The organism is Arthrobacter sp. SAFR-023, from assembly GCF_051965295.1.
Taxonomy (GTDB): domain Bacteria; phylum Actinomycetota; class Actinomycetes; order Actinomycetales; family Micrococcaceae; genus Arthrobacter.
This window is the reverse complement of the sequence record NZ_JBQCMF010000010.1, coordinates 132,265-158,553: the sequence shown is the minus strand read 5'-3', so window position 1 is coordinate 158,553 and position 26,289 is coordinate 132,265. Positions and strand designations below refer to the sequence as shown.

The window sequence follows — 26,289 nt, the reverse complement described above, 5'->3', positions numbered from 1 at the left end:
AGATTCCTGCATGACTTCACTTACAGTATCCGGCCGGGTGGCGCAGGTTCTCAGCAGCTACCTCAGCGATGTGTTCGGCGTGATGGGCAACGGAAACGTCTACTTCCTGGACGCCGCCGAGAAGGAGGGCCTCCGCTTCACCGCCGTGCGCCATGAAGGCGCCGCCATCGCGGCGGCGGACGCCTACTACCGGGCATCGGGACGCCTCGCGGCCGGGACCACCACGTACGGCCCCGGCTACACCAACGCCCTGACGGCCCTCGCGGAAGCGGTCAAGGCGCAGATCCCCACCGTGCTCGTCACCGGGGACGCCCCGAGCAGTGGCACCCGTCCCTGGGACGTGGACCAGGCGGCCATCGCCGCCGGGCTGGGTGCGGTCACCTTCACGGTCACCCGTGAAAGCGCGGGCTCCATCACCCAGGAAGCGGTGGAGTACGCACTTGCCCGGCGGACCGCCGTCGTCATCGCCATTCCGTACGATCTGGCGGCCGTTGAGGCGGCGGACGAAGAGCTTCCCGCGCCGCCGGTGGCGGCTGCCGTGAGGGACGACGCCGACGGCGGACTTGGCCGGGCGGCCGAACTTCTGGCCGGCGCCAAGCGGCCGCTCATCCTTGCCGGCCGCGGTGCGCACCTCGCCGGAGCCGGCCCCGAACTCCGGGAACTCGCCGACCGCCTCGGCGCGCTCACCGCCGGGACAGCACTGGCGCTGAACCTGCTGCAGGGCGAGGGTTACCTCGGCGTTGCGGGCGGCTTCGGCACGGATACCGCCGCCGGGCTGATGGGCGAGGCGGACGTGGTGCTCGTGGCGGGAGCAAGCCTGAGCCCGTTCACCATGCGCTTCGGGCACCTGATCGGCCCGGACGCCACCGTGATCCAGATTGACGCAGGCATGGAGCCGACGAACCCGCGGGTGGACCTGTTCGTCACCGGGGATGCGAAGGCCGCCGCCGCCGGGCTCCTCCGGCTGCTGGATGACGCCGCCCTTTCGGGGGCCGAGGCCTCCAAGGTCTGGCGCGCGGAGGCACTCAAGCGGCTGGCCGAAGGACCCTGCCACCACCCCGGCACCGCGGAGACCTCGGACGGCCGCCTTGATCCCCGGGCGCTGGCCACGGCACTGGATGCGGTCCTGCCGGAACGCCGCACCGTGGTCCAGGACGGCGGGCACTTTCTCGGCTGGGCACCCATGTACTGGCACATCCCGCGTCCCCAGGACCTGGTCATGGTGGGAACCGCCTTCCAGTCGATCGGGCTCGGCCTTGCCAGCGCCGTCGGGGCCGCCCGGGCCGTGGACGACGGCAGCACCCTGGTGCTGGCCGCGGGCGACGGCGGATTCCTGATGGGCCTGTCCGACCTGGAGTCGCTCGTGGGCGCGGCGAGCAGCGCCGTCGTCGTGATCTATAACGACGCCGCCTACGGGGCCGAGATCCATCAGTACGGCTCGCAGGGCCTGACCGAAAAGCCCATGCTGATCCCCGAGGTGGACTTCAGCGGCATCGCCCGCGCGATCGGGGCGGAATCGGCGATCATCCGCACCCTGGCGGACCTCTCCGCACTCCAGGACTGGATCGACGCCGGCGCCAAGGGCACCTTCGTGGCCGACTGCCGCATCACCACGAGCGTCCGGGCCCCGTGGCTGAGCGAATGGATGCAGGCGAAGGAGACCGCTGCAAAGGAGACGGTCGCCAGCTAGGTGCTATCGGGTCGATTCGGGCGTCAGCTGCCTTTCTTCAGTTCCTCGGCGAGCATCACGATGATCCCGCTGGGACCGCGGAGGTACGTGAGCTTGTAGAGGTCTTCGTAGGTCCCCACGCCGCGCAGCGGATAGCATCCGTGCTTGGCAGCGATCTCAAGGGCCTTGTCGATGTCGTCCACCGAGAAGGCCACGCGGTGCATGCCGATGTCGTTGGGACGCGTCGGCTCCGACTCGATCGCCTCGGGATGGATGTATTCGAAGAGCTCAAGTTGGCCGTGACCGTCCGGGGTCTGGAGCATCGCGATTTTGGCGTGGTTTCCATCAAGTCCAACGGCCGTATCGGTCCACTCGCCGCTGACCGTGTCACGGCCGACGACCGTAAGACCGAGATCGGTAAAAAAGGCGATTGCTGCTTCCATGTCGCGAACAGCGATACCAACATTCTCAAGTTTGATGGCCATGCGTTGAAAGCTACCAAGGCGGAGGGATTAGCTCCAGTGGTCGGGGCGATGGCGGTCGAGTCCACGCGCGTGCTGGAGGGTGACCATCCGCAAATTGCGCCGGTGATCGCCTTCGAGCCGATCGCCTCCAAGGCTCAAACTCCCTTCGTCCTGGCCTGGACCAAGTTGGCGAAGGGCAGCTTGCCGTAAGTCCTGACGAACTCCGCGTGGTAGGCGGCTTCGGCATGGTTCAGCTCCTCTGCTGCCAGCTCCTTCCACGCGATGATGAGCGAGTGGGAGCCGGCGAGCTGCCAAATGAGCCGCCCGTCCCAATGGCCGACAGGCTTCCCGCGGCCGAAGTCAGTGAACTCTTGAACATGCTTTCGCAGTCCGCGGTTGCCCGTGCTTCCCGGGCCGGCTTTTCCGATGTAGAGGACATCCGCGTTGTCGATCCACTCCGCCTCCAAGGCAGGTTTGGGCAGGGACGGATCCCGCTTCTTGAAGCGGGCTCCCAAGCTCCTCGCAAGGAACACCCGCTCGAAGCCCTCGGGTTTGAGCACTACATAGATTCCGGGGGCCCGTGGAACCCGGTTGATATCCAGCTGATCAAACGATCTGAATCCGGCGAACCCGTCGTCCTTCAGCGTCTGTTTATTGATCGGCAATGAGTGTTCCTTAAGTTTCTCCGGGCTAGACGGACCAGCTTACGGGCAGGCCTGCGAGATGGATAATGATCGGATCCGGCCGCGATAGTAGGGTGCGGGGCGAAGCAGACGGGCAGGCTTGGAGTCGAAAGGGGGCACCGTGATTGCAGTGCTCAACCGGCTCGTCGAATTCGTCGAGGGCCACCTAACGGACGAGATCGACGTCGCCGGCTTGGCGATGAGTTTCGGCACGACGGAGTACCACCTCCGCCGGATGTTCTCATCGCTGGCCGGTATGCCGCTGTCCGAGTATGTCCGGAGGCGCCGCATGGCGGTCGCCGCAGCAGACATTCTCGACGAGGGCGAGCTGTTGGGCATCGCAGTGAAGTACGGCTATGGTTCCACCGAGGCGTTCGGCCGGGCGTTCCGGTCGGTGCATGGCGTCGGCCCCGGTGACGTGCGCCGGGACGGCGGCCCCCTTCGTACGCAACCGCAGCTCAGGTTCCGCCTGACCGTAGAAGGGAACACCACCATGGACGCTCGCATCGCAGACCGACCGGCATTCAGGCTCATCGGCCATTCGGCCCGGGTGCCGCTCATCCACCACGGCGCCAATCCGCACATCCAAGCGCACATCGCCTCGTTGCCGGCAGCCGAGCACATTCGGCTCAAAGCGTTGAGCAACACCGAGCCCGCGGGCCTGCTCCAGGTGAGCGCGGATGTCGACCCGGACTACACGGAGGGCAGCGAACTGACCTACCTCCACGGCGTCGCCGTCGCCGAAAAGACGCCGGTGCCCGAGGAGCTCGACGCAATCGAAGTTCCTGCCGGCACCTGGGCGGTGTTCAAAGCCGAAGGCGAGTACCCGGCGGTCCTGCAGTCCACGTGGGCGGCCACCGCCACCGACTGGTTCCCGTCAAGCCCGTGGCGGCTCCGACCCGGGCCCGCGATCGTGGCAGTCCTGGACCGCGCCGCCGACTTCAGCACGGCCAGCTGTGAATTGTGGCTCCCCGTAGAACGCGCCTAGCCGTGCGGCCGCCCGATCGGCGACATCTTGCTGCTTGCAATCGGACTGCACGGAGTTATGAGACAACCCTGCGTTAGTGGAGGCATTGTCAGGTTCCTTCGAAGTTCCTTGCACTGAATGTGCAGAGTCGTCTGCACTGGGTGTAATTCCCACTGAGGTTGTGAACGCGGCTGATGGGGGTCTTGCCTCCGATGCCGGTATGGGTTCTGTGGACGCTTCTATGTCTGCCAAGCGGATGGAAGGGGGTGCTGGCACGGCGAACCAAGATCGTTTGCCGGTGGGCGGGGCGGCTTAGGTGACCGGCCAGCGTCCCCTCTCCCCGTTGTTTTGGCTGCTGGCGAAGCTTGCGGAGCTGGAAAAGTCCGTGAGTCGGCGTGGCCCAGCCAAGAACTGACGTGCCTAACGGCACTGTCTTTCCGACGATCTGTCAGCCGGTCAAGGTCCGCCAGAGGGTGTCGAGCATCCCTTCAAGGCTCCCCTGCGAGCAGCTGAACCCATCGCCGTACCAAGGCGACATGTCTCATAACCGATGCCTCAAATCACTAGGGTTGGAGACATTTTTGGCTGGCCCACGGGAGCGCGACAAATAGTGCCGCCATTTACCGTTGAAAGTCCACGCAGGGTCTGGCCCCTATTTATCACCCCTACCTCTGAAGGTGCTCCTACACGCCTGCAAGTTGCGGACCGTGCGGCCGAGGTCTTGACGTCATACTTGCATTTTGCAAGTATGAGCCGCATGAGCCTTTTCATCACCTGCCCGGTCGAAAGCGTCCAGCGCGCGACCGCCTTCTACACCGCCCTGGGCTGGACCCTCAACCCTGAAATGTCCGATCACAACGTGTCATGTTTCGCGATCGCGCCCGAGCAGTACGTCATGCTCGGGAGCCGCGAGATGTATGCGAGCGTCGGCGGCGCCGAGGAGCTGGTCGGCGGACCAGATACGCCCTCGAAGGTCACGGTCTCGTTCGACCTCGGCAGCCGACAGGCGGTCGATGAGCTCGTCGAGCGCGCCGGTGCCGCCGGCGGGCGGATCGGTGATATCGACGACTACCCCTTCATGTACCAGCGCCAGTTCGATGACCCCGACGGCTACCACTACTCGCCGTTTTGGATGAAACCGGACGCCGATCCGACCGAGTGAGCGACCTCGCCGCTGCCCTCGATATCGTTGGAGCACGGTGGGCCTTGCTCATCGTGGAGCGGCTGCTCGACGGGCCGCAGCGCTACGGTGATCTGCAGCGTGACCTCGGAGTGCCGACGAACATTCTCGCGGCCCGCCTGCGCGAGCTCGAAGCGGCCGGGGTACTGTCCCGTCTGCCCCTCCGCCACAACACCCGGGCCTATGCTCTGACCGATCGCGGGCTTGCCTTGCGTGAGGCGATCATCGCGCTAGGACGCTGGGGCAGCGAGGAGGCCTAGGCGTGGCGCGGAATAGCGCTGACGCCAGGAGACCTGCCCGCCCGGAAAATGCGGAGAGTTTTTGTACAGGTAATGGGTCCTGAAGGCCTCGGAACGGCCATTATCTGTCCAAAAACTCGAAAGAAATGTCCGCGGTGCCCTTTAGAGTGAACTGACGGCAAGTGGGCCGCAAAACACCGAGGACACGATGGACTACTACGCAATCAACGCGCTGCGTGAGAACCATGCAGGCTGGTCGCTTTTGCGCGCCCAGAACGCCCCGCTCGCGGTCTCGTTCTTCATGGCCGCGTTCACCAGCCCCAACCAGCGAAACCTCGGCCGCCAGCAGCTCATCGACAGCCTCGACGACGTGCTCTTCGGCCTGCGCGATGCCTACGGTGAGGATAAGTTCCCCCGCCAGGCTGCCGAGTACCTGGACGACTGGGCCGCCCCCGAAAGGGCTTGGCTGCGGAAGTACTACATCCAGGGCCAGGACGAGCCCCGCTACGACCTCACCGCCGCGGCGGAGGACGTGGTCCGCTGGGTCGAAAGCCTGCGCGGACGGGACTTCGTCGCCACCCAGTCCCGGCTCACCAGCATCTTCGCGGTTCTTGAGCGGCTGGTCCAGCAGTCCGAAACAGACCCCGAAAAACGGCTCGAAGAACTCCAAAAACAAAGAGACAACATCGACGCCGAGATGCAGCGCATCCGCGACGGCAACATCCGCGTCATGACCGCCCCGGAGGCGCTGGACCACTTCCAGCAGCTGACCGCACTTGCCAAGGACCTCCTCTCGGATTTCCGCGAGGTCGAGCAGAACTTCCGCAAGCTGGACCGCCAGGTCCGCGAGCAGATCGCCACCTGGGACGGCACCCAGGGCGAGCTCCTGGAATCGATCTTCGCCAACCAGCAGGACATCAGCAGCTCCCTCCAAGGCCGGACGTTCCAGGGCTTCTGGGACTACCTCATGTCGCCGGAGTCGCGGCGGAAACTGCAGGAGCTCCTCCAGCGCGCCACCCAAATCGAGGCACTCGCACAGTCAGACAGCCTGCATACCGTCACCAATCTCCACCAGGACTGGCTGCCCGCCGTCGAGCAGACCCAGGGCACCGTCCGACAGCTGTCCCAGCAGATGCGCCGGCTGCTTGATGACAAGGTGTTCCTGGAGAACAAGCGCATCATGCAGCTCATCCGCAGCGTCGAATCCGGCGCCCTCGCCACCAGGGAGCAGCCCCCGCCAGGGGAGTTCACAGAAATAAGCGCCCCACACGTGGACATCACCCTCCCCTTCGAACGCCCGCTGTACGAGCCGAGCCGGCGGGTCATGGTGGAGGACCAGATCGAAACCGCCGACGACGCCGACGTGGACGCCGGCGCCCTGTTCAGCCAGTTCCACGTGGACAAGGAACGTCTCAAGGCCAACATCGACGCCGTGCTGGCAGAAGGGGCGGAGCAGGCCACCCTCGCGGACGTCACCAAGAAACACCCCGTCGAACAGGGGCTCGCGGAGATCGTGGCCTACTACCAGCTGGCCACGGAGTCCGACTGGGCCACCATCAACCCCGACGCCGAGCAGCACATAGCCTGGCAGCTGGAAGACGGCAGCATCCGCGAAGCCACCCTCGAACAGATCATCTTCGGAAGGCCCGCATGAACCCGGCAGCCAATTTTCCAGCCACAGCGGAAACGGAAGGCCGCACGCCCGAGGAACTTCCCGGCGTCGTCACCCGGCTCTTCAAAGGCGTGCTGTACGCCGAAGGGGACGAGAAGCTCTGGCAGTCGCTGCTGGGCCTGACCTCCCAGGTCCGCGACTACGTGTCCGTGCTGGGGCTGGACCTGATCCTGGACGAGTCGGAGGGCTACGCGTTCCTGAAGTCGCGCGAGGACGCGGACGGCACGCTCCCCCGGCTGATCCCGCGGCGGCAACTGACCTTCCACGTCAGCCTGCTGCTGGCCCTCCTGCGCGGCCGGATGCTGGAGTTCGACACCAACAGCAGCGAGCTCCGGCTCATCATGACCGAGCAGGACATCGCGGACATGGTGGCCGTCTTCCTGCCCGAATCCAGCAACGAGGCCCGGATCATGGACCGGCTCGCCACCGGCATCAGGAAGGTGGTGGACCTCGGCTTCCTGCGCAAACTCCGCGGCCAGCCCGGCACGTACGAGGTGGCGCGCATCCTGAAAGCGTTCGTGGACGCCCAGTGGCTGGAGGAGTTCGACGCGCGGCTGGCGGACTACCGCGCCACCCTCACCGGAGCTGGACCCACCGGAGCGCCGGTCACCAAAGAGGAGGACGGCAAGTGACCACGGACGTTCAGGACACGCTTTTCAGCCTGGAGGAAAAGACGGACGACGGCGGGACTCCCCCGGGCTTCCGGCTGCACCGTCTGGAGCTGCTCAACTGGGGCACGTTCCACCAGGGCGTGCGGACGTTCCGGCTGGACGGCGCCAACAGCCTGCTCACCGGCGACATCGGCTCGGGCAAGTCGACGGTGGTGGACGCGATAACCACGCTGCTGCTGCCGGCCAACAAGATTGAGTACAACAAGGCGGCCGGCGCGCAGAAGAAGGAACGCTCGCTGATGTCGTACGTGCGCGGGTTCCACAAGAGCACGCGCAGCACCGGCGGCGAGTACTCCAAGCCGGTGGCGCTGCGAAGCACAGGAGCGCTGACCGTGGTGCTCGCCGTCTTCAACAACGCTGTGCTGGGCAAGTCGGTCACGCTGGCCATCACGCTCTGGGCTACCCAGGAGGCGGGGCAGCCGAGCCGGTTTTACTCGCTCGCCGAGGTTGACCAGTCCATCGCGGCGGACTTCTCGAACTTCGGCCAGGATCCTGTCAAGCTGAAGAAGAAACTCCGCGCGGCTGGCGCTGCCGTCCACGACACCTTCGAGCCCTACTCCGCCGCCTTCAAGCGGCAGTTCGGCATCAGCGGCAACCAGGCCATGGAGCTGTTCCACCGCACGGTGTCCATGAAGCAGGTGGAGAACATCACCTCTTTCGTGCGCACCAACATGCTGGAGGAGGACAACGTCGGCGAGCGCATCGGCAACCTCATCCACCACTTCGACGACCTGAAGAAGGCGCACGACGCGGTGCTCCGGGCCAAGGACCAGATCGCCCTGCTCACGCCGATCACGGACGGCGCCGCCCAGCACGCGAAGCTGAGCCACGACGACGAACTGGCCCGCCGGCAGCGCGACCAGCTGCACCCGTGGTTCACCGACCGGAAGCTGCAGCTGAGCCTCGAGCACCAGGCGGAGCTGCAACGCACCGGCGAACGGCTTCAGGAGGACAGCACCAAGCTGCGCACCGACATCACGGAGAAGCGGCACGAGCTGTCCGCCGTGCAGGAGGACATCCGCACCAACGGCGGCGGCCGGCTCGCCGCCATCGACGCCGACATGGCCCGGCTCGCCGTCGAATCACGGACCCAGCGGCAGCGCTTCGACACCTACGCCGCGGCGGCGAAGGACCTGGGGCTCCGGCCGCCCGAGGACAAAGTGCTCTTTGACGGCAACCGCGCCCGGCTGGCCGAGGTGGAGGCAGCACTCGGCAAGAGCTCCGATGAGCTGCAGGACCGACGCACCGAGCTAACCATGACGCATACCGTCCTGACCGGCCGGGCGTCGGACATCGGCGCCGAACTGCGCAGCCTGCAGGCCCGCCCCAACCTGCTGCCGCTCCCCCAACTGGAACTCCGCCGTCGGCTGTGCGACGGAACGGGCATCGCGGAAACGGCGCTGCCGTATGCCGGCGAGCTGCTGCGGGTCCGCGACGGCGAGGGCGCCTGGGAGGGCGCGGCCGAGCGCACGCTGCACGGCTTCGCGCTGTCCCTGCTGGTACCGGCCGAGCACTACCCCGCGGTGAGCAGCTGGGTGGATGCCAACAACCTGCGCGGCCGGCTGGTCTACCTGCGGATCGGCGAATCGCCGGCGGCCAGGACGGCCGAGCCGGGCACGCTGGCCGCGAAGATCGCCATTAAGCCGAACACGCCCTTCCGCAACTTCCTGCTGGACGAGCTCACCACCCGGTTCGACCATGTCTGCTGCGACACCCTCGAGGACTTCCGCCGCTACCCCAAGGCGCTGACCGTCAACGGGCAGCTCAAGGGCGGCCGCGGCCGGCACGAAAAGGACGACCGGCGGGAGCTCACGGACCGGCGCAACTATGTGCTCGGCTGGGACAACCACGACAAGATCAGCCGTTTCCTCGCCGAGCAGGACGAGGTCAGGGGCCAGCTGACGGCCACGGAGGCCCAACTGGCCAAGGTGAACGAGAGCCTCGGCGCGCTGGGCCGGCAGAACCAGCAACTCGGCACCGTCCGCTCGGTGGCCGACTTCGGCGAGATCAGCTGGCAGTTCACGGCCCGGCGGATCGAGGAGCTCAAGGCGGAGAAGCTCGAGCTTGAGACGGCCAGTGATGTGCTGAAGCAGCTGACGGTCAAGGAATCCGCCGTCACGAACGAGCTGGAGCGGCTGGAGGAACGGGCCGGCAAGCTGCGTGAGCGGCTGGGCGCCAACGAGAAGGACGCGAGGGACATCGCGGAGGCGATTGAGGAATGCCGCGGCATTCTCGCCGAGACACCCTTGACGGACGACGGCGGCGTGCTGGCCGCCGTCGAACATCTCACCCAAGCGGCGCTCGGGGACAAAACGCTGACGTACAAGAACACCGGCGCGGCGGAAAGCACCGTCCGCGCGGGGCTGACGGACATGATTGATGCGCTGTCCAAGCGCATCGCCCGGGCGGCGGAGAGCACCGTCCGGCTGATGGCGGACTTCCGCAACAAGCACCCGAACGAGACCACGGACATCGACGCCGCGCTCGAGGCCGCGGCGGACTACAACCGGCTGCTGGAGCAGCTGGTCAGCAACGATCTGCCGCGGTTCGAGGCGCACTTCAAGGAGTCGCTGAACCAGAACACCATCCACGAGGTGGTGGCGTTCAACGCGTTCCTGGACAGCCGGCGGCAGGACATCGTGAACCGGATCGGCGAGATCAACCAGTCGCTGGCCGGGATCGAATACAACCCGGGCCGGCACATCCAGCTGGAGCACCAGAACACGTCGGACCAGGACGTGCGGGAGTTCGGCGTCGACCTGCGGGCCTGCTCGGAGGGAACCATCGGCGACGAGGACCAGTACTCGGAGCAGAAGTACCTGCAGGTGGAGCGGCTGATCGAGCGCTTCCGCGGCCGCGAGGGCCTGAGCACGCTGGATGAGCGGTGGACGGCCAAGGTGACGGATGTGCGGAACTGGTTCACGTTCTCGGCGTCGGAGAAGTGGACCGAGACCGGCGAGGAGTTCGAGCACTTCACGGACTCCGGCGGCAAGTCGGGCGGCCAGAAGGAGAAGCTGGCGTACACCATCCTCGCGGCGGCACTGGCGTTCCAGTTCGGGCTGGGGTCCGGTGCAGGCGCATCCAAAACCAAGAACAGCGGCCGGAGTTTCCGGTTCGTAGTGATCGACGAGGCGTTCGGCCGCGGGTCGGACGAGTCTGCGCGGTACGGGCTCCAGCTGTTCCAGCGGATGAAGCTGCAGCTGCTGATCGTCACGCCACTGCAGAAGATCCATGTGATCGAGCCGTTCGTCTCGCACGTGGGGTTTGTGGCGAACACCAACGGCGACGACTCGCAGCTGCGCAACATGACCATCCAGGAATACCGCGACGAACGGGACCGGCGTGGCGGGTGACTCCTGGACGACGGCGGCGGGGCTGCGGGCGCAGTCGCTGAAGGCGTGGAACAGTGGGGCGCTGCTACGGGAGCTGCTTGAACCGTCGGGCGCGTATCCGCGACGCCGTTCACTGAAGCGTCCGACGGCGGCAACACTGTTGAGTGAATACGCTGCGGCCCAGCGGTGGGCGGCTGAGCTGTTCGCCGGGGTTGGTCCGTACGAGCTGGAAACAGTGGAGGTGGGGCGCCGCACCGTGGGCTCCAACCGGATCCCCGCGGCGGCAGTGTTCGCGACGGTAGACGACGAGATCGGGTTTGTCGGGAAGTCCCGGGAGGCGGCGCGGTTCCGGGAACTGGTTGCGGGACTCGGTGCGCTGGATCCGCTGCTGTGCGGCTGGGCCGCGCGTCGGCCGCTGAAGCTGCTGGAGCTGGGCAACGATGTGCTTTCCGCCGCGCGGGTGGCGCTGTGGCTTCGGGACAACCCGATGCCCGGAATCTACGTCCGGCAGCTGGGACTTCCCGGCGTGCACACGAAGTTCATTGAGCGGCACCGGCAGGTCATCGATCAATTGCTGGCCGCTGTCACTGCACCCGGCTCAGAGGTTGACGGGGCGGACACCGACTCCGAGGCGCCCCTAGACGAGGCCCTAGCAGCGGCCGAGCCCGAGGTTGCCCTGGACGACGGCGCCGGCCGTACCCCGGCAGCCCGCTTCGCCCGCCGTCATGGGTTTCTGCACCCGCCTGAGCTCGTCCGTTTCCGTATCCTCGACCCAGCGATTCCTGCACTCGGCGGCGCTCGGGATATCACCGTCACCGCAGAGGCATTCAGTACTCTGCAACTGCCGGTGCACACTGTGATCGCGACCGAGAACCAGGTCAATTTCCTCGCGCTGCCGGAAAGGCCCGGAACGCTGGCGCTGTATGGGGCAGGCTACGGATTCTCATCTTTGCGGGAGGCCCGCTGGCTCCGCGAGTGCGAGGTCCTCTACTGGGGCGACATCGACACACACGGCTTCCGGATCCTTGACCAACTCCGCGCCGTACACCTGCATGTAGAGAGCGTCCTGATGGATGAGGAAACGCTACTCGCCCACCGCGACGCCTGGGGAACGGAGCCATCACCGTCGCGCGCTACGCTGACGAGGCTGTCCGCGGAAGAGTCGGCGCTTTACGATGCACTGGGCAGCGACAAGTACGGCCCATCCGTCCGCCTCGAACAGGAGCTCATCAATTGGGACTGGGCACTCGAACGGCTCCGCCCCGGTGGTTGATCCTGTCGAAACCCGGAAATTAGGCTAGTCAGCGCCCCAGCCCGAGAAAGACAGCAAGCGATTGTTCAACTGCAACCATCGTCTTGGAATCTATCCGGCCTACCCGCTGCCCCAGGTTGGAGCGGCGGACTGTTGTGAGCTTGTCTACCATGATCTGGCTTACGCGCTCCAAGCCGGTGAGCTGTCCCGGTTCAACCGTCAGTCTCAGCAATGGGGCGTCCGTGAGGTGGGACGTCAGTGGCAGTAGGGTGACCGACTCGGATGCTGCAAATAGGTCATCCTGAATGATGAGCGCGGGCCTGGGCTTTTGCGCGTATGTCCCGCCGGACACCGTCCACAGCTCGCCGCGATTCACTCCGGCCAGTCTTCCGAGATCTGTTCTATGAAATCCTGGTCGTCGCCTGCACGGTCAGAGTCGGCAACCGCCAGTGCTTGGCGCTCAGCCTCGTACCTGAACTTTTCCGTCCTTGTGTCTGGCACCCACAGTTGAATCTGTCGGAACCCTCGCTCGCGCATGGCAAGCCGGTGCCTTGCCACCCGATCCCTAACGCTCATAATTCAACGTTACATGTAACGCGTCCGTTTGTCGCTGGCGCCCGCAGGTCCGGTTACCGTCCGCCAGCGGCACTGGGAGGTGAGTTTTTGTCCAGATAATGGCTCCTAAAACCCTCGGAGCGGCCATTATCTGGACAAAAACTCGGAGTGGGATGGGTTGTCCTGATACCGGGAAGTCAGGACTCCAGCCGGCGAAGCGTCTCCTTGGCGCCCCGGTCATGCAGACTGGCCAAGGCTTCGGAGTACGCGGTGACAAAGCGCTCGTCATCAATGAGGTCGCCGAAGACTTCCCGGTTCGCAATGAAGGACAGCGGGTCCTGCCGCTGGCGGGCGGCGGCATCCATGAGGGTGTCTTTCAGCCGGTCCACCACCTCAATCGCGATACCCGCCTCGTCCGTTCCTTCGGCATACCGTGCCCAGCTCGCCACGATGGCCGCTGACCGCTTGACCTCTCCCCCGTTCTCCAGGTTGATGCGGACTACCGGCAGGAGCCACTTCGGGATCCGGTCGGAGCTCTCGGCACAGAGCCGGGCCAGGGTGTCGCGCACGTATTCGTTGGAGAAGCGCTCGATCAGCGTGCGCTTGTAGGTGTCGAGGTCAATGCCGGGCACCGGCTGCAGCGTCGGGGTGGCTTCCCTGTCCATGTAGTCCAGCAGGAACCGGGCGAACAGCGGGTCCTGCGCCACCTCGTGCGCGTAGCGGTAGCCGGCGAGGTAGCCGAAGTAGCACATGCCCTGGTGGCTCGCGTTGAGCAGGCGCAGCTTCATCAGTTCGTACGGCTCCACGTCCTCCACCAGCTGCACGCCGGCCTTTTCGAACGGCGGGCGCCCCCGGCTGAAGTGGTCTTCCAGAACCCACTGTTCAAAGGGTTCGCAGACCACCGGCCAGCCGTCCTCCACACCGAATTCCTCGGCGATGGCCTGGCGGTCCTCGTCTGTGGTGACGGGGGTGATCCGGTCCACCATGCTGTTGGGGAAGGGCACGTTCTCGGCGACCCAGGCGCCAAGTGCCGGGTCCTTGAGCGAAGCAAAGGCGGTGAACATCTTCCGGGCCACATCGCCGTTGCCCTGGATGTTGTCGCAGGACATCACGGTGAAAGGTTCCAGGCCGCGTTCCCGACGGCGGCGCAGGGCTTCGGTGACCAGTCCAAAGGTGGTCCGCGGCGCGGCTCCCGCCTGGAGATCGTGGACCACGTCCGGGTTTTCGGCGTCGAAGTCGCCCGTGACGTGGTGGAAGTTGTACCCGCCCTCCGTGACGGTCAGCGAAACGATCCGGACGGCGTCGGAGGCCATTTTTTCGATGACTGCTTCCGGGCCCTCGGGGGCGAAAAGGTACTCGATGATCGAGCCGATAACCCGGCCTTCGCGTGTGCCGTCGGGGTTCTTCACCACCAGCGTGTACAGGCAGTCCTGCTCGTCCATGACCTGCTTCATGCGGGCGTCGCCGGGCAGGACGCCCACTCCGCAGATGGCCCAGTCGTGTCCCAGGCCGGCGTTCATCAGCTGGTCCAGGTACATGGCCTGGTGGGCGCGGTGGAAGCCGCCGACGCCGAAGTGGACGATCCCCGCCGTCAAAGCCGAGCGGTCGTAGGACGGTTTGGCCAGGCTGGCCGGAAGTTCTGCCAGTGCGGAATCTGTGAGCATGTGGTGTTCCTTTCAGAGCGGGCTGTCAGCGGCCCGGGTAGACGACGGCTTTGAGCTGCCCGGGCTGTTTGCCCGCGATGAGTGCCTCTTCGGATTCGGCGAGGGCGAATTTTCCGGTGACCAGGATGTCCAGGTCCACCTTGCCGTCGGCGATCAGTTGGATGGCCAGCGGCCAGGTGTTGGTGTAGCGGAAGACTCCGGAGAGCCAGATCTCACGGTTCTGGATGAACGAGACGGGGAGTTCGACGTCGTCCGCCCCCAACCCCACGAGGATGACCTTCCCGGCGGGGCCTACGGCCTTAATTCCGGAACGGACCGCCTGCGGTGCGCCGGAAGCGTCGATGAAGGCATCGACGTCGAGCCCTTCCACGGTGTCCGTCTTCGCGTTGATCGCATGGGTTGCGCCGTGTTCCAGGGCGAAGGCCAGGCGGTCCTCGGCGATGTCGCTGATGTAGATTTCGGTGGCGCCGAAGGCGCGGGCTGCCTGGGCCGCGATGATGCCGATGGGTCCGGCACCGGCGATCAGTACCCGGCTGCCGGGGCGGATCCCGGCGCGTTCGCAGGCCCAGAGCCCCACGGAGAGCGGTTCGATGAGGGCGGCGGCCTCGTCGCTGACGCTGTCCGGGATGTCGTAGGCGAAGTCGCTCTGGATGGTCACGTATTCGGCGAAGGCGCCGTCGACCGGCGGCGTCGCGTAAAACTCGATGTCCGGGCAGAGGTTGTAACGGCCCGCCTTGCACTGCTTGCACGTGCGGCAGGGGTGTTGGGGTTCGACGGCGACGCGCTTGCCGATGCGGTCAGGGCTGACGGAGCTTCCGACGGCTGCGATCCGGCCGGAGAGCTCGTGGCCGAGGATCAGCGGGTGGTCCACCACGTAGTCGCCGATCCGGCCGTGTTCGTAGTAGTGGACGTCGCTGCCGCAGACGCCGACGGCGGCCACCTGCACCAGGACCTGGTCGGGCTCGAGGTCCGGGACGGGCAGCGTCTCCATTGCCATGTCGCCTTGGCTTCTCAGGACAGCGGCACGCATGGTGGCGGGCACGTCCGGCTGTGCTTGCTGTTCACGCTGGCCCGGGGCCGGGGACTGTGCGGTTGATGTGGTCATCAAAGTATTCCTCTGAAAGTCGGGATAAGAGTGCGGGGCTAGTTGACCGCGCTGGTTATTTCACCGCGCCGAGCGAGAGGCCCTGGACGAGTTTGTCCTGCGCGGCGAAGCCGGCGAACAGCACCGGGAGCGAGATGACGACGGCGGCCGCGCAGACTTTGGCGAGGAACAGGCCCTGGCCTGAGACGAAGCCGGTCAGGAACACCGGGGCGGTGCCGGCGACGACGCCGGTGAGGACCCGGGCCAGGAGCAGTTCGTTCCAGCTGAAGATGAAGCAGATCAGGGCTGTGGCGGCGATGCCCGGCATGGCCACGGGGGCGATAATCTTGCGCAGGATGAGCAGGAGGTTCGCGCCGTCAATCTGAGCGGCTTCCAGCATTTCCTCCGGCACCTCAGCGAGGAACGAGCGCATCATCCACACCGCGATGGGCAGGTTCATGGACGTGTACATCAGGATCAGGAACCAGATGTTGTCCAGGGCGCCGACGGTGCGGGCGAAGAGGTAGAGCGGCAGGATCGCGGCCACCACCGGCATCATCTTGGTGGAGAGGAAGAAGAACATCACGTCCGTCCACTTCTTCACCGGCCGGATCGACAGGGCGTAGGCCGCGGGGATGGCGAGGACCAGGACGAGGACTGTGGAGAGAATCGAGGCCGTGGCGGAGTTGATCATGGGCGGCCACGGGCTCACTCCGGAGCTGGCGCCGAAGAACTCCTTGTAGGCGTCCAGGGTGAGGTTGGCCGCGATGGAGGGCGGGTTGGTGGCGGCGTCGGTTTCGGAGTGGAAGGAGGTCAGAATCATCCACAGAACCGGGGTGGCGAAGAGCAGGGCCAGCAGCCAGGCGGCGATGCCGGCCGCGGTGTTGTTCCGGGTGGGGTCCATCCGGGACTTGGACTTTAGCTTTCCGGAACTGCGGCGGGGACTGCCGCTGTTCAGGGCGGTGGGGCCGGAGGGTGTGCCTTGGGCTGCGGCAGGAGTGAGGGTGCTCATCGTGCTGCCTCCTTCTTGAAGAGCGAGAAAACGGTGCGGAGGGCGAAGGTCGCCACGATGATGGTGCCGATGACCACCACGACGCCGGCGGCGGATGCCAGGCCGTACTCGTTGGCGAAGTAGAACGTCTGGTAGATCGCGTAGGGCAGGTTGGCGGTGCCCAGTCCCCCGGCGGTGAGGGTGAAGACGGAGTCGAAGTTCTGCACGATATAGATGGCGCCTAGCAGGCCGCCCAGTTCCAGGTATTGGCGCAGGTGAGGCAGGGTCAGATGCCGGAAGATGCCCCACGGCGTGGCGCCGTCCATCTGGGCTGCTTCGACGGTGTCCATCGGACGGGACTGCAGGCCGGCGAGAAGGATCAGCATCATGAAGGGGGTCCACTGCCAGACCAGGGACACGATGACCGCCATCAGGGGCGCCTGGGACAGCAGATCCAGCTGGGGCGCGGCGTCACTGCCGAACAGGGACCAGACCCAGGTCAGGATGCCGTTGATCAGCCCGTACGTGGGGTTGAGCAGGGCATGCTTCCAGATCAGGGCCGCGGCCACGGGGACCACCAGGAAGGGTGCGATCAGCAGGGTGCGTGCCAGTCCGCGGCCAATGAACTTCTTGTCCAGCAGCAGGGCCAGGCCCAGGCCGATGAGAAGGCTGAACAGGACCACCGAGACCGTGAGCAGGATGGTGGTGAAGATGGCCTGGCGCAGGTCCGGGTCCGTGAGGACCGTGACGTAGTTCTCCAGGCCGGCGAAGGCGGTCTTGTCCGGGCTCAGGCTGTTCCAGTTCAGGAACGAGATGATCAGCGTCACCACGAACGGGAGCTGGGTGACGATGATGAGGAAGATCAGGGCCGGGAGCAGCGGTGCGCGCCGCGCCCAGGCCAGCGCGCGTTCACGCGACCGGGGGCTTCGTGAAGGAGTGGCTGCGTGGTGTCCCGGGCGGGAGATGCGCGCCGTTGCGGTAGTCATGGGATTCTCCTGCGGTTCAGTGGTGGTCACTTGTACTTGTTGCCGATTTTTTGCGCGGCTTCCTGGCCCTTGGCCAGCGCGTCAGCCACGGAGCCCTGCCCTGCGATGGCCGAGCTGACGCCCTGGGAGACGTTGGTGCCCAGGGCAGCGAACTCCGGAATGCCGACAAACTGGATCCCGACGGCGGGGCGAGCCTGGGCGCCGGGGTTCTTCGGGTCGGCGTTCTCAATAGCGAAGCGTTCAGCCTTGAAGAACGGCGCCGCCTGCTGGAACTCGGCGTTCTCGTAGGTGGAGATGCGCTTGCCGGAGGGGACCTTGGCCCAGCCGAGCTTGGCGGCGACGAGTTCCTCGTAATCTTTTGAGCTGGCCCAGGCGATGAACCTTGAGGCGGCGTCCTGCTTTTTTGAGGCCGCCTGCATGGCCCAGGACCAGGTCCACAGCCAGCCGGAGGACTTCGTGTTCTTCACCGGTGCCTGGGCGTAGCCGATCTTGCCCTTCACCGGTGAGGCATCGGCTTCCAGGGCGCCGGCCGCGGAGGTGGCGTCGTACCACATGGCCACCTTGCCCTGGCTCATGTTGTTCAGGCACTCGGTGAATCCGGCCTGCGCGGCCCCGGCTTCACCGTGCTCGCGGACCAGCTTCGTGTAAAACTCGGTGGCGGCGGTGAATTCCGGGCTGTTGACCTGGGCGTTCCAGTCCTTGTCGAACCAGGTCCCGCCGAAGGTGTTCACCACGGTGGTCAGCGGCGCGAAGACCTGGCCCCAGCCGGGCTGGCCGCGCAGGCAGATGCCCTTCATCCCCGGAGCCGCCCCGTCAACCTTCGCCGCGATATCGGCCACTTCATCCCAAGTGGGCTTCTCCGGCATGTCCAGGCCCTTGGCCTCCAGGATGTCCTTGCGGTACATCAGGAACGAGGATTCACCGTAGAACGGCTCACCGTACAGCTTGCCGTCCTTGCCGGTGAGGGACGCCGTGTAGGCCGGCAGAATGTCGTCCTGGTTGAACGCGGCATCCTTCGCCACGCTGTCCAGCGGGGCCAGCCAGCCGTTGGCCGAGAAGAACGGGATCTCGTAGTTGGACAGGGACGCGACGTCGTACTGGCCGGCCTGGCTGGAGAACTCCTGGCTGATCTTCGCCCGGACATCGTTCTCCGGCAGCACGGTGTAGTTGACCTTGATGCCCGTTTCCTTGGTGAAGTTGTCCGCGGTGAGCCGCTGCAGGTCCTCCATCTGCGGGTTGTTCACCATCAGGACATTGATGCTGTTCCGGTCGCCTGCGGCTGATCCGCCACCGGCTCCGGCGCAGGCCGAGGCGGACAGGGCGATGCACAGGGCACCTGCGGCCAGCGAGGCGGCGCGCATGTTGGGACGCATAAGAACTCCTTTGTGCTCAAGAGTCGGGACACGAGGCCGGGCCGAAGTAGTGGGCCCGGACTCTAGGGGCCGCTCGGCCCCGGTCGGTTCTCGGTTGAGTATGCTCATATGAGCTTCGCTAACTGCTCATCTGTCATGTGACTCTAGTCATATATACTCGTTTGAGCAAGAGGCAATACTCAAATGATCAGATGTGCGAGAGGTGACCAGCATGACGGAGCACTCCCATGAAGAGCTTCTGGCGCGCATCAGCAGCGAGTACTACCTGGAGAACCGTTCCAAGGTGGACATTGGCGCCACCTATGAGATCTCACGGTTCCAGGTGGCCCGCCTGCTCACGGAGGCGTTCGAGAAGGGCATCGTGGAAATCAAGGTGCATTTCCCGTCCCGCGTCTCCGCTGCCGACATCCGGCGCATCGAGTCCGCGCTGGGGATTGGCGAGGTCATCGTTGCGGAGACCACCGGGGACGTGATCCAGGCGCGCGGCATCCTGGCCAAGGCGGCCGCCGTCGAAATTTCCCGGCAGGCACCCGCCGGCGGGACCATCGGCATCTCCTGGTCCCGCACCCTGGACGTGGCCTCGCGGCTGGTCCGGGAGCTTCCCCGGTGCGACATCGTCCAGCTTGCCGGCGCCCTCCCCACAGAAGGCGAGAGCAATCCCCTTGAGCTGATCCAGCGGCTGGGACACGTGAGCGGGGGTCTCAGCTGGCCGCTGTGGGCACCTTTGGTGGTTGAAGATCCGACGACGGCGGCCGGCTTGCGCCGCCAGCCGGAGATCGCCGAGGCCCTGGCCAAGGCGGATTCACTCGACCTGGCCGTCGTGGCAATCGGCGCCTGGAAGCCCGCCACCTCCACCGTCTGGGACCGGGCCGACGCCCAGGTGAGGCAGGCGGCCGTGGAGGCCGGCGCCGTCGGGGAATGCTCGGGACGCCTGCTGGACGCAAAAGGCGTTGCGGTGGAATCGGGGCTGGACGAACAGATCATCGCCGTCACCATCAAGCAGCTGCAGCGGACCCCGAAGGTGGTTGCCGTGGCCCAGGGGGAGGCACGGGCTGAAGCCGTGCTGGCCGTGGCCAGAGCCGGCTTCGTCACCACGCTGATCATTGATACGCCGCTGGCCCAGGCCCTGACTGACCTGATCGACAAGGAGAAGAGTCAATGAGCACAGTCATCGGGGTGGACTCCTCCACCCAGTCCTGCAAGGTCCTTGCTGTGGACGCCGAAAGCGGTGACGTCATCGCATCGGGCGCTGCGGCCCACCCCGACCTCACCGCAGTTGACCCGCACGTCTGGACCTCCGCGCTGCGGGAGGCGTGGCGTTTAGCGGGCGCGGACCGGCTGGGCGGTTCCGTCGCGGCGGCCGGCATCGCCGCCCAGCAGCACGGGATGGTGGCCCTCGACAGTTCGGGGACGCCCGTCCACGATGCCCTGCTGTGGAACGACACCCGCAGTGCGGCTGACGCAGCACGGCTCCGGGCTGAACTGGGTCCCGAAGCGTGGGTGGATGCCGTGAACCTCGTCCCCGTCGCGTCGTTCACCATCTCCAAGCTGGCATGGCTGGCGCAGAACAAACCTGACTGCGCAGCCCGTGTGGATCAGGTGGTCCTCCCCCATGACTGGCTCAACGGCGCCTTGGGCGGGGAGTTCACCACCGACCGGAGCGACGCCTCCGGCACCGGCTACTTCTCCCCCGTCACCAACAGCTACCGGACAGACCTGCTGGAACGATTCTTCGGACGGGTCCCGCGCCTTCCGCGAGTGGTGGCATCGAACGATCAGGCCGGCATCGTGCAGAACGGCTGGGGCATCGACGGTGCCGTGCTCGCCGCCGGCGCCGGGGACAACGCCGCAGCGGCGCTGGGACTCGGCCTGTGCCCGGGCGAGGTGGTGGTCTCCATCGGCACGTCAGGAACTGTCTTCACCAGCTCACCCTCCCCCATGCCGGATCCCACCGGGGCCATCGCGGGATTCGCGGACGCGGCGGGCGGCCACTTGCCCCTGCTGGCCGTGCTCAATTCTGCCCGGGTCATGGCCGCCACCGCAGCCATGCTCGACGTCGACCTGGCCAAACTGGACTCCCTGGCACTGGCCGCCGGCAGAGATGCCGGCGGACTCACCTTCCTTCCCTATCTCGACGGCGAGCGCAGCCCCAACCTGCCCCAGGCCAGCGGAAGCCTGGCTGGCCTCACCAGAATCAACATGACCCCGGAAAACCTCGCCCGCGCCTCCGTACTGGGCGTGCTGAACTCACTGGCGGATGCCATCGACGTCCTGCGGCAATCCGGCGGCACCCTGGACAAGATTCTCCTGATCGGCGGAGGCTCCAAATCGCAGGCCCTGCGCCAGGCAGCAGCAAGCATCTTCAACCTCCCCGTCGAGGTGCCGGCAAGCAGGGAGTATGTTGCGCTGGGCGCAGCGAAACAGGCCGCATGGGCAGCCACTGGAGAGCTTCCCGACTGGAAGCGCAGCATCGAGGCCGCCTACGAACCCGACGGCGACTGGGGCTTCGGCGTCCGGGAACGCTATGTCGAGGCGCGGAAGAGCTTCTACGGGGTGTGAGGTCCGCTGGTTGAGCCTGTCGAAACCAGGGCCCGCACGTTAAGCCTGTCGCAACCGAGGGCCACCCTCCGGATTTCTTCACAAGACGTCGCACCTTTGCCTTGTGTGCAATTCATGAACCGGATCGGCGGGATCAACCAGTCGCTGCGCGGACCGAGTAGAACATGGGCGACCGGCACATCCAACTGGAGCACCAGAACACGTCGGGCCGAGACGTGCGGGAACCGCCCTGAACGAGCGGTGGACGGCAAAGGTCGAGCATTTCACGGATTCTGACGGCAAGGCCGGCGGGCAGAAGGAGAAGCTGGCGTATACAATCCTCGCAGCGGCGCTGGCGTTCCAGTTCAGGCTGGCTTCCGGCGCGGCTGGCGGGGGCAAGCAGGCGAGCAGGCGAGCAGCGAAGTTTCCGGTTCGTGGTGATCGACGAGGCGTTCGGCCTCGGGTCCGGCGAATCCAGGCGGTACGGGCTGCAGCTATTCCAGAAGATGAAGCTCCAGCTGCTGATCGCCACCCCGCTGCAGAAGATCCACGTGATCGAGCCGTTCGTCTCGCACGTGGGTTCGCTGTACGTCCGGCCAAACCAGTCAGTTTCGTGAAGTGCGGCATGTCCTTAGACCGTCGAACGCTGAGGACACGAATATTTTCAGATCAAACTTCATCAATGTCGTCGCGACCGGCTAATGTGCCGTGGTTACCACTCGCACAAAATGGGGAATTAATTGAAGAAGATCTATACCGTCCTGGCCCTGTCCGCCCTGGCTCTCACGGCCTGCAGCGGAGGAGGACAAACTAGCACCCCGGCCGCGCCTGTCTCGTCGAGCGCCCGCGCAACGGCCACACCAACTCCTAGTCCAACGGTGATGACCGTACCTGAGGCGGGCAAGTATTACCTCAACGCGGTCTGCCCAAGCAATCTTCTGGCTGACAAGGCGAACAAGGTTCTACAGACCGAACCTTTGGACCTTGCGGCCGCGAGGAAAGCAACCGCAGCTCTTCGTGACGGCTATCGCAAGACCATCGAGCGCCTTTCAGACCCAGCGGCCAAATGGCCTGGATCGGTAAAAACGGATGTAGCGGCTCTCGCCGACAACATGTACGTGGAACTAAGCAGCGCCGCGAACGTGGCAAGCCAGACCACAGAAGCCAACCTGATAACGGCTTGGAATACATGGGAAAGCTCGCCGAACGCTGCTGCTCAGAAGATTAGGGTCAAGCTCAACCTCCCCTCCGACACGACGGGTAGCTGTACAGCCAAGTGACAGCCTGAGCCAGTAGTAAAGAAGGCGCCGCAGGGCCGAACGGCCCTGCGGTGCCCATGCTCAGCCTTTCTTTCAATGTGGGGACGGTAACCGACAAGGCCGAATGCCAGCCGACCCAGTTCAGGCTCGATCTGTGAACGATGGAATCGCCGGGCGTCCTGTTTACGCGAGCTGAACCCTGCTTCAATAACGTGCCCAAGCCTGATGCACTCTGGTTGTCCAACAAGCCCGTACCACTTGCTAGGCTTGACTCCCCCGAACTAACGCAAGCGAGGCATAACGTGCACGAGGACGCCGTCCGGTTCCTGTCCCAGCCGGTGGAGGCCCAGCCCGGCTCACCGCTCCGGGTCGCCGTCTACTCTCGGATCGCCGAAGCCATCCGCAACAACCTGCTCCAGCCCGGCTCCATGCTCCCCACCGAGACCGAGCTCGGAACCGACATGAAAGTCAGCCGAACCGTGGTCCGCGAGGCCCTGATGCTGCTCGAGGAGGACGGCCTCATCCGCGCCCGCCGCGGCGTCGGCCGGTTCGTCTCCGACACCCTCCCCCGCATCGGCATCGAACGCATCCGCCCCTTCGAGGAAGTCCTCGGCGGCCCCGGACACCAGATCCAGATCAAGCGCATCCAGGTGGAGCGTCAGCCTGCCTCCGAGTTCGTGGCCCCCGGCGTCGGCGTCGAACCCGGCACCGAGGTCTGGCTCTGGGAGTCCGTCCTGATTCGCGACGGCGAGCCCATCGCCCACCTGCAGGAAAACATCTCCGCGCAGCCGGTCAGTTTCGCCGGGGGTGCCGCGGCGCCGTTGGAAATTAACGACGACGGCGGCACTACCCTGCTCGCGGCGCTCAACAATGCGGCTGGCCGGGGGCTCGGCCCGGGCGAGTGCCAGATCGGGCTGAGCCAGGTGGGCCCGAGCCGCGCCAAGCTGCTGGACCTGCGCGCGTCGGACCCGGTCCTCGTGCTGACGCAGTATGTCCGGCACGCCAACCGGCCCTTCTACCTCGCCAAATGCCTCATCGCCGACCGCGCCGGCCACCTCTCGGTGATGCAGTCGCTCCAGTCCTAGTCCTGCAGTCGCCTCATGGCTGGTCGCACACACCAGCCACAGCCTTGCACGCGTTCACGCGGCCATGCGTCCAGTAGGTGCCCGTGCCGGTAACCGCGGCGTCGGCGGTTGATTCGACGGTGGCGCGGACTGACGTGTTTGCGGTGCCGGCAGGTGTGCTCCAGACAAGCGCGGCAACGCCGGCCACCATGGGTGAGGCCATTGAGGTACCGCTGGCGATGTCATAGCCCATCTCGCGGCCGCTCTGGGTACCGATAGTGAAGGGGTGCTTCGGGAAGGTCGAGTAGACGTCCACCCCGGGCGCTGCCACATCAACCCACCCGCCGTAGGTTGAGAAGGAGGCTTTGGCATCGTTGTTATCGGTCGCGGCGACGGCGATGACGTTGGGGTATGCGGCCGGGTACATCGGGGCCTGGGTACCGGCATTGCCCGCTGCGGCTACTATCACCACACCCTTGTTCCATGCATTGTTGACGGCATCCTCGAGGGCCAGCGATGGAACGCGCTGACCGAGGCTCATGTTGATGACCCTGGCGCCGTTTTCAACCGCCCAGTTGATGCCATTGACAATGGATGATGTAGAGCCGGAACCGCTGTCGTCGATGACTTTGCCGTCCAAAATGGAGCAGTCCGGGCATACACCGGAGACACCCTCCGCGTCCTTGGTGGCGGCAATAATGCCGGCCACGTGCGTGCCGTGGCCGTAGTTGTCTTCGCCCGTTGCCGCGGTGCTGAAGTTGGCGCGTAGAACCACCTTCGCCGCAATGTCGTCGTTGTCAGTTGCAACACCGGTGTCGAGCACGGCAACTTTGATGCCCTCGCCGGTAGTGACGTCCCAGGCTTCGACGGCGTCAACATCGGCGTCAGCCGTGCCCCCTGCCACGGTTACCGTGTTGTTGGTGCTGGTAAATGACTGCCCCTCGTTGTGCAGAGCGTACTGGCGAGGGAAGTAGTCCGGGTCGGGTTCGTCGACGGCGGCGGTAACGAGCTGGTCCGGCTCGGCGTATTCAACGGCCGGGTTCCGGTTCAGGGATTCGATGAGCTGAGATTCCTTGCCGGCCGGCACCTTGACGAGGTGTGCTCCAGTGCTGCCGATGCCGACGCCGTCGCTGACGCCGTTCTGGCGCAGCAGCCCAGGCGCAGCGCCGCTGTCTCGGAACTTGACGATGATCTGGCCAGGGATCTGCTGCGGCTCCGTTGCCGCGTTGCTCGGGACAGCCACGGTGATCGCGCCAAAACCTACGACTACGGCGGCGAGGCTGGCTATAACTACATTTTTCATACCGAGCATCTTGCTCCAATGCAGCCCGGCTACCTAGTGTCTGCCGGAAAATTACCCCAAATTTTTGACGGGGGCATTTCAACGAGGGATGCCCAGCCGTAATCGGCCGGGCATCCCTTTGCGCCCTGAAGCACCTTGAATCAGCGCCACTTGTTCGTCAGAGTCACTAGAGACGCGCCAAGCGTGGCTTCCGGATCCAGTTACCCAGTTCATGCTGCTTCTCCCTGCCGAAGGGCTTCACAGCTGCGGACGCCCGTACGGGTTGGGCGCCTCTGGACGAGACGGCCACGTTCATCGATGCTTACTATCACGGGCCGCCCTCGGCCGATTTACTCGGACAAAATCTATCCGGGGTTGGTGCAGGCCATCCACACGTGGTTCATGCGCCATACACTGCACACACTCCCGAAGAAAGGCATGTCATGAAGTTCGCAGTCATCGGCGGTACCGGGCTGATCGGGTCCCAGGTCGTCAAGAATCTGAACGCCGCCGGGCACGAGGCGGTACCGCACTCGCAGTCCACCGGGGTCGACGTTATCAGCGGCCAGGGACTGGACGAGGCGCTGGCGGGGGCCGCCGTCGTCGTCAACCTGACGAATTCCCCGACGTTCGACGAAGCCTCCCCGGCTTTCTTCCAGACCTCAATGGACAACCTCCTGGCCGCGGCCCAGAAGGGCGGCGTCGGCCACTTCGTCATCCTCTCCATTGTCGGCGCCGAGCAGGTGCCGGAGCTGGACTACTACCGGGCCAAGGTGCTCCAGGAGGACATCCTTGCGGCCGGGCCGATCCCCTACTCCATCGTCCGGGCGACGCAGTTCATGGAGTTCGTGGACGCGGTCCTGTCCTGGACCGCCGACGGCGACACCGTCCGGTTGCCCGCCACGCCGATCCAGCCGATCGCCGCCAAGGACGTTGCCGACGCGGTGGCGGAGGTTGCCGCGGGCGCCCCGCTGAATGGCATCCGCAACATCGCCGGCCCCGAGATCTTCTCCCTGGACGAGCTGGGCCGGATCACCCTGTCCCGCAAGGGCGACAGCCGTACGGTCGTTCCCGACCCTAGCGCCGGCATGTTCGCTGTCGTCAAGGGGGACGTTCTCACCGACAAGAACGCCCACCTCGCCCCCACCCACTACGCCGACTGGCTCTCCTGACCCGCTCGCGCCAGCATCGCCCGGCACCGGTTGGGCTGCTCCAGGTAGCGTAGCCGTCCGCAACAGCCTGCTGCGGTCTGGCTCGAGGCGCGCCGCCCCACCGAGACCGAGCTCGGGACCGACATGAAGGTCAGCCGTACCGTGGTCCGCGAAGCCCTCATGCTGCTAACTCGTACGACGGCGGCACCAACC

The 26,289-nt window shown here is 65.5% G+C and carries 25 protein-coding genes; 15 read left to right on the top strand and 10 right to left on the bottom strand.

Annotated features, from left to right (window positions below; genetic code table 11):
• Positions 1–10: 10 nt before the first annotated feature.
• Positions 11–1,690 (top strand): thiamine pyrophosphate-binding protein, encoded by a 1,680-nt coding sequence (locus ACTHQX_RS12575; RefSeq protein WP_440158017.1) that lies wholly within the window; start codon positions 11–13, stop codon positions 1,688–1,690.
• A 23-nt stretch (positions 1,691–1,713) separates the two neighbouring features.
• Here ACTHQX_RS12575 and ACTHQX_RS12570 read toward each other — a convergent pair whose 3' ends face one another.
• Positions 1,714–2,112, bottom strand: coding sequence for a VOC family protein (locus ACTHQX_RS12570; protein ID WP_440158049.1), 399 nt, complete (start codon positions 2,110–2,112; stop codon positions 1,714–1,716).
• Between ACTHQX_RS12570 and ACTHQX_RS12565 the strand changes: the two genes are divergently transcribed.
• A complete protein-coding gene (locus ACTHQX_RS12565) occupies positions 2,005–2,343 on the top strand; it encodes a hypothetical protein (RefSeq protein WP_440158051.1) in 339 nt (112 codons plus the stop codon). The two genes, ACTHQX_RS12570 and ACTHQX_RS12565, sit on opposite strands and share 108 nt — an antisense overlap.
• Here ACTHQX_RS12565 and ACTHQX_RS12560 read toward each other — a convergent pair.
• Positions 2,289–2,798 (bottom strand): hypothetical protein, encoded by a 510-nt coding sequence (locus tag ACTHQX_RS12560; protein WP_440158016.1) that lies wholly within the window; start codon positions 2,796–2,798, stop codon positions 2,289–2,291. The genes ACTHQX_RS12565 and ACTHQX_RS12560 overlap by 55 nt on opposite strands.
• 139 nt (positions 2,799–2,937) lie before the next feature.
• On the opposite strand from ACTHQX_RS12560, the gene ACTHQX_RS12555 reads away from it, so the two are divergent.
• From ACTHQX_RS12555 to ACTHQX_RS12525, 7 genes are all read left to right on the top strand, one after another.
• The gene (locus ACTHQX_RS12555) at positions 2,938–3,804 is read left to right on the top strand and encodes a GyrI-like domain-containing protein (protein WP_440158015.1); all 867 of its coding nucleotides are present in this window, start codon (positions 2,938–2,940) and stop codon (positions 3,802–3,804) included.
• A gap of 736 nt (positions 3,805–4,540) precedes the next feature.
• Entirely contained in the window at positions 4,541–4,945 is a 405-nt protein-coding gene (locus ACTHQX_RS12550; RefSeq protein WP_236807526.1) for a VOC family protein, read from the top strand.
• Positions 4,942–5,223 carry a winged helix-turn-helix transcriptional regulator gene (locus ACTHQX_RS12545; protein ID WP_236807525.1) on the top strand — a complete coding sequence of 94 codons (282 nt, stop codon included), beginning with the start codon at positions 4,942–4,944 and terminating at the stop codon, positions 5,221–5,223. The genes ACTHQX_RS12550 and ACTHQX_RS12545 overlap by 4 nt, the downstream gene beginning before the upstream one ends.
• 187 nt (positions 5,224–5,410) lie before the next feature.
• Positions 5,411–6,856 carry a DUF3375 domain-containing protein gene (locus tag ACTHQX_RS12540; protein WP_440158014.1) on the top strand — a complete coding sequence of 482 codons (1,446 nt, stop codon included), beginning with the start codon at positions 5,411–5,413 and terminating at the stop codon, positions 6,854–6,856.
• The gene (locus ACTHQX_RS12535) at positions 6,853–7,506 is read left to right on the top strand and encodes a DUF4194 domain-containing protein (RefSeq protein WP_440158013.1); all 654 of its coding nucleotides are present in this window, start codon (positions 6,853–6,855) and stop codon (positions 7,504–7,506) included. The genes ACTHQX_RS12540 and ACTHQX_RS12535 overlap by 4 nt, the downstream gene beginning before the upstream one ends.
• Positions 7,503–10,898 (top strand): ATP-binding protein, encoded by a 3,396-nt coding sequence (locus ACTHQX_RS12530; protein ID WP_440158012.1) that lies wholly within the window; start codon positions 7,503–7,505, stop codon positions 10,896–10,898. The genes ACTHQX_RS12535 and ACTHQX_RS12530 overlap by 4 nt, the downstream gene beginning before the upstream one ends.
• Entirely contained in the window at positions 10,888–12,150 is a 1,263-nt protein-coding gene (locus tag ACTHQX_RS12525; RefSeq protein ID WP_440158011.1) for a Wadjet anti-phage system protein JetD domain-containing protein, read from the top strand. The genes ACTHQX_RS12530 and ACTHQX_RS12525 overlap by 11 nt, the downstream gene beginning before the upstream one ends.
• Positions 12,151–12,178: 28 nt before the next feature.
• Here the strand turns inward: ACTHQX_RS12525 and ACTHQX_RS12520 are convergent, their stop codons facing one another.
• From ACTHQX_RS12520 to ACTHQX_RS12490, 7 genes are all read right to left on the bottom strand, one after another.
• Entirely contained in the window at positions 12,179–12,505 is a 327-nt protein-coding gene (locus ACTHQX_RS12520) for a type II toxin-antitoxin system PemK/MazF family toxin (protein WP_440158010.1), read from the bottom strand.
• Positions 12,502–12,705, bottom strand: coding sequence for an antitoxin MazE family protein (locus ACTHQX_RS12515; RefSeq protein ID WP_440158009.1), 204 nt, complete (start codon positions 12,703–12,705; stop codon positions 12,502–12,504). The genes ACTHQX_RS12520 and ACTHQX_RS12515 overlap by 4 nt, the downstream gene beginning before the upstream one ends.
• Before the next feature lie 176 nt (positions 12,706–12,881).
• Positions 12,882–14,348 (bottom strand): mannitol dehydrogenase family protein, encoded by a 1,467-nt coding sequence (locus tag ACTHQX_RS12510; protein WP_440158008.1) that lies wholly within the window; start codon positions 14,346–14,348, stop codon positions 12,882–12,884.
• Positions 14,349–14,373: 25 nt separating this feature from the next.
• Positions 14,374–15,453: an NAD(P)-dependent alcohol dehydrogenase gene (locus tag ACTHQX_RS12505; protein WP_440158006.1), complete on the bottom strand. Its 1,080-nt coding sequence runs from the start codon at positions 15,451–15,453 to the stop codon at positions 14,374–14,376.
• Between the two features lie 55 nt (positions 15,454–15,508).
• A complete protein-coding gene (locus ACTHQX_RS12500) occupies positions 15,509–16,444 on the bottom strand; it encodes a carbohydrate ABC transporter permease (protein ID WP_236807514.1) in 936 nt (311 codons plus the stop codon).
• Positions 16,441–17,409 (bottom strand): carbohydrate ABC transporter permease, encoded by a 969-nt coding sequence (locus ACTHQX_RS12495; protein ID WP_440158005.1) that lies wholly within the window; start codon positions 17,407–17,409, stop codon positions 16,441–16,443. The genes ACTHQX_RS12500 and ACTHQX_RS12495 overlap by 4 nt, the downstream gene beginning before the upstream one ends.
• 26 nt (positions 17,410–17,435) lie before the next feature.
• Entirely contained in the window at positions 17,436–18,782 is a 1,347-nt protein-coding gene (locus ACTHQX_RS12490) for an ABC transporter substrate-binding protein (protein ID WP_440158004.1), read from the bottom strand.
• A 211-nt stretch (positions 18,783–18,993) separates the two neighbouring features.
• Between ACTHQX_RS12490 and ACTHQX_RS12485 the strand changes: the two genes are divergently transcribed.
• The 5 genes from ACTHQX_RS12485 (at position 18,994) to ACTHQX_RS12465 (ending at position 23,664) form a co-directional block, all read left to right on the top strand.
• The gene (locus tag ACTHQX_RS12485) at positions 18,994–19,944 is read left to right on the top strand and encodes a sugar-binding transcriptional regulator (RefSeq protein ID WP_440174596.1); all 951 of its coding nucleotides are present in this window, start codon (positions 18,994–18,996) and stop codon (positions 19,942–19,944) included.
• Positions 19,941–21,341, top strand: coding sequence for a xylulokinase (xylB, locus tag ACTHQX_RS12480; protein ID WP_440159248.1), 1,401 nt, complete (start codon positions 19,941–19,943; stop codon positions 21,339–21,341). The genes ACTHQX_RS12485 and xylB overlap by 4 nt, the downstream gene beginning before the upstream one ends.
• Before the next feature lie 413 nt (positions 21,342–21,754).
• Complete coding sequence (locus ACTHQX_RS12475) at positions 21,755–21,937, top strand: hypothetical protein (protein WP_440159247.1); 183 nt, start codon at positions 21,755–21,757, stop codon at positions 21,935–21,937.
• A 264-nt stretch (positions 21,938–22,201) separates the two neighbouring features.
• Entirely contained in the window at positions 22,202–22,600 is a 399-nt protein-coding gene (locus tag ACTHQX_RS12470; protein ID WP_440159246.1) for a hypothetical protein, read from the top strand.
• A 281-nt stretch (positions 22,601–22,881) separates the two neighbouring features.
• Positions 22,882–23,664, top strand: coding sequence for a GntR family transcriptional regulator (locus ACTHQX_RS12465; protein WP_440159245.1), 783 nt, complete (start codon positions 22,882–22,884; stop codon positions 23,662–23,664).
• 13 nt (positions 23,665–23,677) lie between these two features.
• Here the strand turns inward: ACTHQX_RS12465 and ACTHQX_RS12460 are convergent, their stop codons facing one another.
• Positions 23,678–24,946, bottom strand: coding sequence for a S8 family serine peptidase (locus ACTHQX_RS12460; RefSeq protein ID WP_440159244.1), 1,269 nt, complete (start codon positions 24,944–24,946; stop codon positions 23,678–23,680).
• Between the two features lie 422 nt (positions 24,947–25,368).
• Between ACTHQX_RS12460 and ACTHQX_RS12455 the strand changes: the two genes are divergently transcribed.
• A complete protein-coding gene (locus ACTHQX_RS12455) occupies positions 25,369–26,097 on the top strand; it encodes an SDR family oxidoreductase (RefSeq protein WP_440159243.1) in 729 nt (242 codons plus the stop codon).
• Positions 26,098–26,289: the final 192 nt, after the last annotated feature.

Bases quoted from the DNA above. Each gene is read 5' to 3' on its own strand.
- ACTHQX_RS12515 (WP_440158009.1), bottom strand. From the start codon at position 12,705: ATGAGCGTTAGGGATCGGGTGGCAAGGCACCGGCTTGCCATGCGCGAG.
- ACTHQX_RS12500 (WP_236807514.1), bottom strand. From the start codon at position 16,444: ATGAGCACCCTCACTCCTGCCGCAGCCCAAGGCACACCCTCCGGCCCC.
- ACTHQX_RS12460 (WP_440159244.1), bottom strand. From the start codon at position 24,946: ATGAAAAATGTAGTTATAGCCAGCCTCGCCGCCGTAGTCGTAGGTTTT.
- ACTHQX_RS12540 (WP_440158014.1), top strand. From the start codon at position 5,411: ATGGACTACTACGCAATCAACGCGCTGCGTGAGAACCATGCAGGCTGG.
- ACTHQX_RS12550 (WP_236807526.1), top strand. From the start codon at position 4,541: ATGAGCCTTTTCATCACCTGCCCGGTCGAAAGCGTCCAGCGCGCGACC.
- ACTHQX_RS12455 (WP_440159243.1), top strand. From the start codon at position 25,369: ATGAAGTTCGCAGTCATCGGCGGTACCGGGCTGATCGGGTCCCAGGTC.
- ACTHQX_RS12535 (WP_440158013.1), top strand. From the start codon at position 6,853: ATGAACCCGGCAGCCAATTTTCCAGCCACAGCGGAAACGGAAGGCCGC.
- ACTHQX_RS12505 (WP_440158006.1), bottom strand. From the start codon at position 15,453: ATGACCACATCAACCGCACAGTCCCCGGCCCCGGGCCAGCGTGAACAG.
- ACTHQX_RS12570 (WP_440158049.1), bottom strand. From the start codon at position 2,112: ATGGAAGCAGCAATCGCCTTTTTTACCGATCTCGGTCTTACGGTCGTC.
- ACTHQX_RS12490 (WP_440158004.1), bottom strand. From the start codon at position 18,782: ATGCGTCCCAACATGCGCGCCGCCTCGCTGGCCGCAGGTGCCCTGTGC.
- xylB (WP_440159248.1), top strand. From the start codon at position 19,941: ATGAGCACAGTCATCGGGGTGGACTCCTCCACCCAGTCCTGCAAGGTC.
- ACTHQX_RS12470 (WP_440159246.1), top strand. From the start codon at position 22,202: ATGACCGTACCTGAGGCGGGCAAGTATTACCTCAACGCGGTCTGCCCA.
- ACTHQX_RS12510 (WP_440158008.1), bottom strand. From the start codon at position 14,348: ATGCTCACAGATTCCGCACTGGCAGAACTTCCGGCCAGCCTGGCCAAA.
- ACTHQX_RS12485 (WP_440174596.1), top strand. From the start codon at position 18,994: ATGACGGAGCACTCCCATGAAGAGCTTCTGGCGCGCATCAGCAGCGAG.
- ACTHQX_RS12495 (WP_440158005.1), bottom strand. From the start codon at position 17,409: ATGACTACCGCAACGGCGCGCATCTCCCGCCCGGGACACCACGCAGCC.
- ACTHQX_RS12575 (WP_440158017.1), top strand. From the start codon at position 11: ATGACTTCACTTACAGTATCCGGCCGGGTGGCGCAGGTTCTCAGCAGC.